The organism is Methylobacterium sp. EM32 (genome assembly GCF_040593685.1).
GTDB lineage: Bacteria > Pseudomonadota > Alphaproteobacteria > Rhizobiales > Beijerinckiaceae > Methylobacterium.
In genome coordinates, this window is record NZ_JBEXZS010000270.1 from 21,590 (window position 1) to 31,700 (window position 10,111).

At 72.9% G+C, this 10,111-nt stretch carries 8 protein-coding genes; 7 read left to right on the top strand and 1 reads right to left on the bottom strand.

Annotation, left to right across the window (positions count from 1 at the left end; translation table 11 throughout):
• Window positions 1-30 precede the first annotated feature (30 nt).
• The 3 genes from ABZT49_RS33675 (at window position 31) to ABZT49_RS33685 (ending at window position 3,275) form a co-directional block, all read left to right on the top strand.
• On the top strand, window positions 31-1,473 hold the full coding sequence (locus ABZT49_RS33675) for an amidase (RefSeq protein WP_355292894.1): 1,443 nt from the start codon (window positions 31-33) through the stop codon (window positions 1,471-1,473).
• A 136-nt stretch (window positions 1,474-1,609) separates the two neighbouring features.
• Entirely contained in the window at window positions 1,610-2,899 is a 1,290-nt protein-coding gene (locus tag ABZT49_RS33680) for a PQQ-dependent sugar dehydrogenase (RefSeq protein ID WP_355292896.1), read from the top strand.
• A 58-nt stretch (window positions 2,900-2,957) separates the two neighbouring features.
• On the top strand, window positions 2,958-3,275 hold the full coding sequence (locus tag ABZT49_RS33685) for a cytochrome c (protein WP_355292897.1): 318 nt from the start codon (window positions 2,958-2,960) through the stop codon (window positions 3,273-3,275).
• Window positions 3,276-3,590: 315 nt separating this feature from the next.
• Here ABZT49_RS33685 and ABZT49_RS33690 read toward each other — a convergent pair whose 3' ends face one another.
• Window positions 3,591-4,694 carry a ring-opening amidohydrolase gene (locus ABZT49_RS33690; RefSeq protein ID WP_355292899.1) on the bottom strand — a complete coding sequence of 368 codons (1,104 nt, stop codon included), beginning with the start codon at window positions 4,692-4,694 and terminating at the stop codon, window positions 3,591-3,593.
• A gap of 295 nt (window positions 4,695-4,989) precedes the next feature.
• Here ABZT49_RS33690 and ABZT49_RS33695 point away from each other — a divergent pair, with 295 nt between their 5' ends.
• The 4 genes from ABZT49_RS33695 to ABZT49_RS33710 all read left to right on the top strand — a co-directional run.
• Complete coding sequence (locus ABZT49_RS33695) at window positions 4,990-6,189, top strand: hypothetical protein (protein ID WP_355292901.1); 1,200 nt, start codon at window positions 4,990-4,992, stop codon at window positions 6,187-6,189.
• Window positions 6,190-6,201: 12 nt separating this feature from the next.
• Entirely contained in the window at window positions 6,202-7,458 is a 1,257-nt protein-coding gene (locus ABZT49_RS33700) for a glycosyltransferase (protein ID WP_355292903.1), read from the top strand.
• On the top strand, window positions 7,455-8,897 hold the full coding sequence (locus tag ABZT49_RS33705) for a glycosyltransferase family 4 protein (RefSeq protein ID WP_355292905.1): 1,443 nt from the start codon (window positions 7,455-7,457) through the stop codon (window positions 8,895-8,897). Before ABZT49_RS33700 ends, ABZT49_RS33705 begins: the two co-directional genes overlap by 4 nt.
• Window positions 8,894-10,111: glycosyltransferase (locus ABZT49_RS33710; protein ID WP_355292907.1), on the top strand; the 1,218-nt coding region annotated here is incomplete at its 3' end. The genes ABZT49_RS33705 and ABZT49_RS33710, both read left to right, overlap by 4 nt.

The window sequence follows — 10,111 nt, forward strand, 5'->3', positions numbered from 1 at the left end:
GCTGCCGCGCTGCCGCTCCAGGACGACCCGATGCCCAATTCCTCCGATCTCGTGACGATGCGTGCCACCGACCTCGCGCGGGCGATCCGCGACCGGGCCGTCTCGGCCCGGGAGGTGATGCAGGCCCATCTCGACCAGATCGCCCGCCATAACCCGGCGGTGAACGCGGTCGTCTCGCTGCGCGATCCGGACGAGTTGCTCGCCGAGGCCGAGGCGGCCGACCGGGATCTGGCGGCGAACGGCCCGCGCGGGCCGCTCCACGGTCTGCCGCACGCGGTGAAGGACCTCTCGGCCACGGCCGGGATCCGCACCACGCAAGGCTCGCCGCTGTTTCGCGACACCGTGCCGGCGACCGACGCGCTCCACGTCGCGCGGCTGAAGGCGGCGGGCGCGATCCTGATCGGCAAGACCAACGTGCCGGAATTCGGCCTCGGCTCGCACAGCACCAACCCGGTCTTCGGCACGACCCGCAACGCCTACGACCCGGCGAAGGCCGGCGGCGGCTCGAGCGGCGGTGCGGCGGTGGCACTCGCCATGCGCATGGTGCCGCTCGCCGACGGCAGCGACCACGGCGGCTCGCTGCGCAACCCGGCCGCCTGGAACAACGTGCTGGGTCTGCGCCCCGCCGCCGGCCGGGTGCCGGGGCACACCGATGAGGTTTTCCTGCCCCAACTCGGCGTCAACGGGCCGATGGCGCGCTGCACCGCCGATCTCGGGCTGCTGCTCTCGGTCCAGGCCGGGTACGATCCCCGCACCCCGAACGCGATCCGCCAGGATCCGGCGGTGTTCGCTTCCGTCCCGCCGCGGGAGCTGAAGGGCCTGCGCATCGGCTGGATCGGCGATTTCGGCGGTCACTTAGCCTTCGAGCCCGGCGTGCTCGACCTCTGCGAGGCCGGCCTGACCGTGTTCTCTGCAAACGGCGCCGCGGTCGAGCCGGTGCTGCCCGCCTTCGATCCGGAGGCGATCTGGCGCGCCTGGCGCGTGATGCGCCAATGGACCACCGGCGCCGCCCTCGCGGCCCCTTGGCGCGACCCGGAGAAGCGCGCGCTGATGAAGCCGGAGGCGGTCTGGGAGGTCGAGCAGGGCCAGACGCTCTCGGCCTTCGACGTGCACGCCGCCAGCGTCACCCGCACCGCCTGGTACAGTTGCGTGCGCGGGCTGTTCGCGCGCTTCGACGTGCTGGCTCTGCCGACCGCCCAGGTCTTCCCGTTCGATGCCGGCGAGACCTGGCCGCGCAGCATCGATGGTCGCCCGATGGACACCTATCACCGCTGGATGGAGGTGGTGGTGCCGGGCACGCTGTCGGGCTGCCCGGTGATCAGCCTGCCGGTCGGCTTCAACCCGGCCGGGCTGCCGATGGGCATCCAGCTCATTGCCCCGAACCATGCCGAGGCCGATCTCCTCGCCATCGCGGCGGCCTACGAGGCGGTGACGGGCTTCGACCGGGTCGTGCCGCCCGCCTTGCGCGGCTGATCCTTGCGCGGCTGATCACGGCGGCGTGACCGGTCGAGGCGTCCTGCTGTGCTTGCCGCTTGTCAGCACTGCCGGCATACATGGCGGGCAACAAGCTCGGCCACGCCACAACCGGCCGACACGCGAGGAGACCCCGATGAAGCCCTTCCTGATGGCGGCGCTCGCCGCGAGCGTGTCCTTCGTGGGCGTATCCTTGGCGAGCGCCGCCTTCGCGCAGGACAGCACCGCCGGCGACACCAAGGCCAAGGTCGACAACCTGGAGAAGCTCGGCAGCTTCAAGCAGACCGGCGTCGCTGAGCCGCCGCCGATTCCGCAGACCGGCCGGCGCGCCGACGCGATCAACCGGACGCTCCAGAAGATCAAGGTGCCGGACGGCTTCAAGATCGAGCTCTACGCCGTGGTGCCGGATGCCCGCGCCATGGCGGTCGGCCCGAATGCCGGCGTGGTCTGGGTCGGCACCCGCAAGTCGAAGGTCTACACCGTCACCGACCGCGACAAGGACCGGATCGCCGACGAGGTGAAGGTCTATGCGCCAGGAGTCGACTTCAAGATCCCGAACGGCGTGTGCTTCTCCCGCGACGGGGTGCTCACCATCGTCGAGCAGAACCGGGTGCTGGCCTTCCCGGCCGCCGAGTTCTTCTACGAGGGCACGGACGGCCCGGCAGTCGTCGTGGTCAAGCAGGGCGAGCTGATCCCGCCGGCCGAGGAGAGCTACAACCATACCGCCCGGATCTGCCGCATCGGGCCCGACGGCAAGCTCTACGTCTCGCTCGGCCAGCCCTACAACGTGCCGCCGAAGGACAAGGCCGACCTCTACGCCAAGACCGGCATCGGCGGCATCATCCGCATGGATGCCGACGGCAAGAACCGCGAGGTCTACGCCACCGGCATCCGCAATTCGGTCGGCATGGATTTCGCGCCCGACAAGACCCTGTGGTTCACCGACAACCAGGTCGACGGCATGGGCGACGACCAGCCGCCGGGCGAATTGAACCAGATCACCAAGCCGGGCCAGAATTTCGGCTTCCCGTATTACGGCGGCGGCAACGTGCGCACCGTCGAGTACAAGGACGACAAGGTCCCGGCCGACGTCGTCGCCCCGAAGGCGGAACTGCCGCCCCACGCCGCCGATCTCGGCATGATCGTCTACAAGGGCAAGTCGTTCCCCGAGAAGTACCGCGGCGGCATCTTCACCGCCGAGCACGGCTCGTGGAACCGCACCACGCCGATCGGCGCCCGGGTGATGTTCGTGCCGGTCAACAAGGACGGCACCGCCGGCAAGCCCGAGCCCTTCGCCGAGGGCTGGCTGACCGAGGGCGGCGAGTATCTCGGCCGCCCGGTCGACGTCGCGACCCTGCCCGACGGTTCGCTGCTCGTCTCCGATGACACGGCGGGCGCGATCTACCGCATCTCCTACGAGAAGTAGGTTTGTCTCGAGGAGGAGGCGGTCGAAGGGCCGCCCCCTCCCCTCTCAGGAGACGTTCATGACTCGCGCCCTCACCCTCCTGCTCCTTCTCGCCGCGACCGTGCCCGCTGCGGCCGGCGACGCCAAGGCTGGCCGGGCCAAGGCGATGGGCTGCCAGGCCTGCCACGGCCTCGACGGCCTCTCGAAGCTGCCCGACGCCCCCAACCTCGCCGGCCAGGTCGAGCCCTACCTCGTCAAGGCGCTGACCGAGTTCCGCAACGGGACGCGCAAGAACGAGGTGATGTCGGTGGCGGCGCAGGATCTGTCGGATGCCGATATCGCGAATCTTGCGGCGTATTATAGTGGAATCCAGATCGATGTGATTCCGCCGGGGTGAGCATTGCGGCTTGAGAGACTAATTGATAAACCTCTATAAATCTACCATGCTCTGCGTCATTCCGGGGCCGCGTAGCGGAGCCCGGAATCCAGAATCACGGTTGGTTCAGGATTGGGCGGACAGTGTTTCGTCTTATTCTCTCTCACCTGAGTGTCTGGATTCCGGGCTCCGCTGCGCGGCCCCGGAATGACGCGGAGGGTATCAAGACAGTCAAGTGGTTTACCACCTGTCTCGACCCTCCTCGTCTTTCGGATCGTTGCCAAGTCTCGTTGCCAAGTCTCGCCCCGGGATGACGTGGAGAGATGCCGGCCAGTGCTACGCCCCCACCCGCCCGATCACCGCCACCGGCCCGCCCCCGTCCGGCCCCTGGTGCTCGGCGCCACCCGACACGAACAGGTCCGTCCGGCCGATCGCCGCGGCCGCGACACCCCCGACCAGCGCCCTCGCGTGACGGGTGGCATTGATGTCGCTGTCGTCGTTCATGATGTGGCGCTGCCCGCGGATCATGCCGTCGCCCGAGGGCTCGGCCTTCGCCAGCAGGGCGACGACGCGGGCGGCCGCCGCCGGCGGGAGCTGGCCGGCGGCGGGAAAACCGAGATCGGCGAGCGCGCCCTGGATCGCCGGTAGATCGATGCCGTCGCGCATCACCCGGTGGGCGATGCGCAAGGGGCCGCTCCAGCCCGGGGCGTTGCCCAGCACGATGACCTCGTTGCGCATCAGCTCGATCCCCGCCGAGGCGCTGGCGCGGCCGGAATAGAGGTCGGTGCGGCTGCCGATCACCGCATCGGCGAGCGCCTCATCCGGGATCTCGCCGAGCGCCAGCCCGATCCCCAGCGCCGAGGCGCCGCGGGAGAGGCCCATCGAGGCATAGGTGTCGTGGGTCGCGACGCCCGCACCCCGGGCGGCCGCCTCCTGGATGCGGGCGCTGGTGAGGAGCGGGCACTTCACCTGCACGAAATGCACGTCCTCGACCGCGTCGAGCCCCGCCGCCGCCATGGCGCGGCGCACGGCCGTGGCGGTGGCGCGCACCTGCGCCATCCGGCCGATCTCCTCGGGCAAAAAGTCCTCCGTGAAGGCGGTGCCGACCGCGAGGGCCCGGCCCGTCCCCGCCGGCCCCTCGCGCCGGGCGAGGACGAGGAAGTGGGGCGAGAGCCCGCCCTCGGTGCCGCCCGACATCACCAGGGCGACCCGGGCGCCGATCGCGGCCGGCGGCACCCCGAGCCGGGCGCCGAGCGCCGCCTCCAGCGCCATCACGGCGAGCGGCCGGGTGAAATCGTTGACGCAGCCGTTGCCCTCGGTCTTGCCGAACACCGCCACGATCTCGCCGGCGGCGACCGCACCGGACTCGATCAAGGCGTCGAGCCCCGAGACGTCGGCGGGGTGCCGGGTCGGCACGCGGAAGACGAGGCATTCGGGCATCGGGGACTCCATCATCACATCGCGCCGTCCCGGCCCGTTCGACCGGGGAGCGGCCGCGCCGCCCTTGCAAATGCGCCGCCAACCCGCTCAACGGTGCGGCGCCGCCACAAGCGTGGCCATAACGGCCCCACCCGGGTAGCCGGGCCGGGGGCGGATGCGCTAGTCTGGGCTTCCGCGCCCGGGAGGTCCGCAACCCGATGCCGATACCGTTGAGCCGCACCCGGCCCGCCGTGTCCGCACGGGCCTCCCTGTTTCCCCGGGCCGAGGCGTCCGCCCGGACTGAAGTGTCCGCAGGATGAGTTTCGTCTCGCCCGTGCCCGGCGGCTCACCGCAGCGGGTGCTGATCTACTCGCACGACACGTTCGGGCTCGGCCACCTGCGCCGGGCGCGGGCGATCGCGCATGCCCTGGTGGCGGGGGCGCCGGAGCGGCGGGTGGTGATCCTGTCGGGCTCGCCGGTGAGCCACGCCTTCCGGTTCGCCCCCGGGGTGAGCTGCCGGCGCCTGCCCGGCGTGACCAAGCTCGCCAGCGGCGAGTACCAGAGCCTCGGCCCCGGCCACGGCCTCGACGAGGTGGTGGCGACCCGCGCCGCCTTGATCCGCCACGTCGCCGATCGCTTCGACCCCGACCTCTTCCTCGTCGACAAGGAGCCGGCCGGCTTCCACGGCGAGGTGCTGCCGGCGCTCCACCGACTCAAGGCCCGGGGCTGCCGGCTGGTGCTGGGCCTGCGCGACGTGCTCGACGCGCCGGACCTGCTGGCGCCTGAATGGGAGCGCAAGGGCGCGCTCGCGGTGCTGCCGCTCTACGATGCGCTCTGGGTCTACGGCCTGGAGGCGATCTACGCCCCCCTCGACGGGCTGGCGCTGCCCGCCGGCGTCGGAAAACGCCTGACCTATACCGGCTATCTGCGCCGCGAAGCCCCCGATTCAGGGCTGCCCGACGAGGCGGCGGAGGAGCCGTTCCTCCTCGTCACCCCGGGCGGCGGCGGCGACGGGGTCGAGCTGGTCGATGCGGTGGTGCGCGCCTACGAGGCGCAAACGCTGGAGCACCGGGCGCTCGTGGTGTTCGGCCCGTTCTTCCCGGCCGCCGAGCAGGAGGCCCTGCGCGTCCGCATCGCCGCGCATCCGCGCCTCGCCTCCCTCGATTTCGACGCGCGGCTGGAGCGGCTGATGCGCCGCGCCGCCGGCGTGGTGGCGATGGGCGGCTACAACACCTTCTGCGAGATCCTGTCCTTCGACCGCCCGGCCCTGATCCTGCCGCGGGTGCGGCCGCGGCGCGAGCAGCTGATCCGCGCCCGCGCCGCCGCCCGGCTCGGCCTCGTCGGCGTCATCGAGCCCGGGGCGGACGACGACACCGCCCGCATGGCCGCGGCGCTCGACGCCCTGCCCCACCGTCCCACCCCCTCGTCCCGGCCAATCCCCGGCCTCCTCGACGGCCTGCCGGCGATCCGCCGCCTCGCCGCCGCCGCGGACGCTCCTTGCGTGGCCGCCGAGTAAGTCTCCCCCGCCATGCCCCCGCTTCGCATCGCCGTCCTCGTCAAGGGCTACCCGCGCCTGTCCGAGACCTTCATCGCCCAGGAACTCCTGGGGCTCGAGGCGCGGGGGCTCGGGCTCGCGATCTGGTCCCTCCGGCAGCCGCATGACGGCGCGGTGCACCCGATGCACCGGCAGATCCGCGCCCCCGTCGCCTACCTGCCGGAATACCTCTACCAGGCGCCGCTCCGGGTGCTGCGCGGGGCGCTCTCGGCCCTGCGCCGGCCGGGCCTCCTGCCGCTCATCCGCCTCGCCTGGCGCGACCTCGCCCGCGACCGCACGCCCAATCGCGGCCGGCGCCTCGGCCAGGCCCTGGTGCTCGCCCGCGAGCTGCCGGCGGAGATCGGCCACATCCACGTTCATTACCTGCACACCCCGGCCTCGGTGGCGCGCTACGCCGCCCTGCTGACCGGGCGGAGCTGGAGCGCCTCGGCGCATGCCAAGGACATCTGGACCACGCCGGACTGGGAACTCTCCGAGAAGCTGACCGACGCGCGGCTCGCCTTCGCGGTCACCTGCACGGCGGCGGGCGCGACGCGCCTGCGCGAGGTCTGCGGCGATCCGGGGCGGGTCACGCTCGTCTATCACGGCCTCGACCTGTCGCGGTTTCCCGCCCCCCCGGAATCCCGGCCGGCGCGGGACGGGTCGGACCCGGCCGATCCCCTGAGGATCGTCACCGTCGGCCGGGCGGTGGCGAAGAAGGGCTTCGACGACCTCCTCGACGCGCTCGCCGCCCTCCCCCCCGACCTGCACTGGCGCCTCGCCCATGTCGGCGGCGGCGAGGGGCTGGCGTCGCTCCGCGCGAAATCCGCCGCTCTCGGCCTGTCGCAGAAGGTGGTGTTTCTCGGCGCGAAGCCCCAGCCGGACGTGGTGGCGCTGCTGCGCGCGGCCGACCTGTTCGTGCTGCCGGCCAAGCGCGCCCCGTCGGGCGACCGCGACGGGCTGCCCAACGTAATCATGGAGGCGGCCTCGCAGGGCCTCGCCGTCATCGCCACCGACTTCGCCGGCATTCCGGAATTTCTTCGCGACGGCATCGAGGGCCGGCTGGTGCCGCCGGGGGATTGGGGGGCGCTCTCGAACGCCGTCAACCTGCTCGCCCGCGATCCCGCCGAGCGAGCCCGCCTGGCGGCGGCGGCGCTCGCCCGGCTGCGGGCGGAGTTCGGCGCCGAGGCCGGGTTCGAGACCGTGGCGCGCCTGCTCCGGAATGCTGCCAAGGGTACGACGATGCGATGAGCCGGGTCGCCTTCTACGCGCCCCTGAAGGCCCCCGACCACCCGGTCCCGTCCGGCGAGCGCACGATGGCGCGGCTGCTGCTGCGGGCGCTGGCCGTCGCCGGGTTCGCCCCGGAGGTCGCCAGTTCCCTGCGCACCCGCGACCCCGACGGGTCGCGGCATCCGGACATGCGCGCCGCGTCGCTGGCGGAGGCCGAGCGCCTGATCGCGGCGTACCGGGCCGATCCGCCCGCCCTGTGGTTCACCTACCACGTCTACTACAAGGCACCGGACTGGATCGGCCCGGCGGTGTCGCGTGCGCTGGGCATTCCTTACGTGGTGGCGGAGGGATCGCGGGCGCCCCGGCGCGCGTCCGGCCCGCACGCGCTCGGCCATGCCGGCGCCGAGGCGGCCCTCGACGCGGCGGACCTGATCCTCGTCATGAACCGCCGCGACCGGCCGGCTTTGGAGGCGGCGCGGCCGGGGGGCCAAGTGCTTGCCGACCTGCCGCCGTTCCTCGACCCGGCGGAGTGGCACCTGTCTGCCGCCGCACAGGGAAATTCGAGGGAAATCCCCCCGACGATCGGGCGCGGGATGCCCTTCCCCGTGTGGCAGGATTGTTCGGCGAAAGCAGAGACGCAGGATTTCTCCTCTCCCCGCGGGCGGGGAGAGGGCTCTTCCGACCTTGTCGTCGGCAGAGCGAGCAGCGAACCGCAGGTTCGCCGCGAGGGTGAGGGGGTGTTGCCGGAGGAGCCTCACTCGTCGAGACCCCCTCACCCTTGCTCCGGCTTCGCCTCCGCTCCTTTCGTCTCCGACAAGGGGGACGAAAGCCTCTCCCCGCCCGCGGGGAGAGGAGAAGACCCGCGCCTCGTCTTTCTCCGGCCGCTGTTTTCCACCGCGAACTCCCCCGGCCTCCTGCGTCTCCTCACCGTCGCGATGATGCGGGCGGGCGACAAGCTCGCCTCCTACCGTCTCCTCGCCGAGGCGCTGACGCAGCTCGGCGACCGGCCCTGGACCCTCGACGTCGCCGGCGACGGCCCGGCGGCGGCGGACGTCACGGCCCTGTTCGCGCTCTTCGGCGAGCGGGTGCGCCGCCACGGCGCCGTCGACTCCACCGGCCTCTCGGCCCTCTACGGCGCCGCCGACCTCCTGGTCTGGCCGGCCGTCAACGAGGCCTACGGCATGGCGTTGCTGGAGGCGCAGGCCCATGGCTGCCCGGTAGTGGCCGGCGGCTACGGCGGCGTGGCGGACGTTGTGCAGGACGGCGTGACCGGCCGGGTGACGCCGCCTGGCGACCCTGCGGCGCTCGCCGACGCGATCCGCGATCTCGCCGCGGCGCCGGACCGCCTCGCGGCGATGCGGAGAGCGGCGCTGGCCTTCGCCCGCACGGAGCGGGGTCTCGACAGGGCGGCGTCCCGCCTGCGCGCGGCGCTCGCTCCGCTCCTGGGGGAGCGCGCATGAGCCGGATCCTGATCGCCGTCACCCACCTCCTCGGGGCCGGGCATCTCACCCGGGCGGCGGCCCTGGCCCGGGCCTTCGCGGGCGCCGGCCACGCCGTAACTCTCGTTTCCGGCGGCCTGCCGGCGGCCCTGCCCCGCCTCGACGGCATCCGCCTGGTGCAATTGCCGCCGGTGCGGATCACCGGCACCGCCTTCACGGCGCTCCTCGACCCCGAGGGCGCGCCCGTGACGGCGGAGCGCCTGGCGGCCCGCCGCGATATGCTCCTCGCCGCCTTCGCGGAGGCTGCGCCGGACGCGGTGATCACCGAGCTCTATCCCTTCGGCCGCCGCGTGCTAGCGCCGGAATTCGAGGCGCTGGTCAAGGCCATGCGGGCGGCCTCGCCGCGCCCGCTGCTCCTCGCCTCGATCCGCGACATCCTCGCGACCCCGAGCCGCCCGGAGCGGATCGCCGCCACCCACGCCCGCCTCCACACCTACGACGCCGTGCTGGTCCACGGCGATCCCGCCTTCCTGCCCCTCGACACGTCCTGGCCGGTCGATGAGGGGGTGGCGCGGCGCCTGCGCTACACCGGCTACGTCGACGAGGCCGAGGTGCCGCCCGCGCCGGATGGTCCCCGCGCCGGCATCGTGGTCTCGGGCGGGTCCAGCGCCGCGGGTCTGCCGTTGCAGGAGGCGGCGGTCGCGGCGGCGTTCCTCACCCCCGGTTTGTCCTGGCGCATCCTCGTCGGCCGGGCCGTGCCGGAGCCCGCCTTCGCGGCCCTCGCGGCGGCGGCGCCCGGAAACGCGGTCGTCGAGCGGGCGCGGCCGGACTTTCGCGCGTTGCTCGCACGGGCGGCGCTCTCGGTGAGCCAGGCCGGCTACAACACGGTGCTCGACCTCCTGCAGGGCGGCGGCCCGGCCCTGCTGGTGCCGTTCGAGGCCGGCCACGAGACCGAGCAGCGCCTGCGCGCCGAGACCCTGGCCGTCCACGGCCTCGCCCGGGTGCTGCCGGAGAGCGAACTGACTGCCGAACGCCTCGCGGCTGCGGTCCTGGCCACCCCGCCGCCGGGCGTCGGGCACGCCATCGCGCGGGACGGGGCGCGGCGGAGCGTGGCGATCGTGGAGGCGATGCTGGCGGATGCGGGACTCGATCGTGGCGCGCTGAGGCACCTCCCCTCCCCAGGCGATCCCGGGCTTGCCCGGGATCGCTGCAAGTTGTGGGGAGGGGCTGGGGGT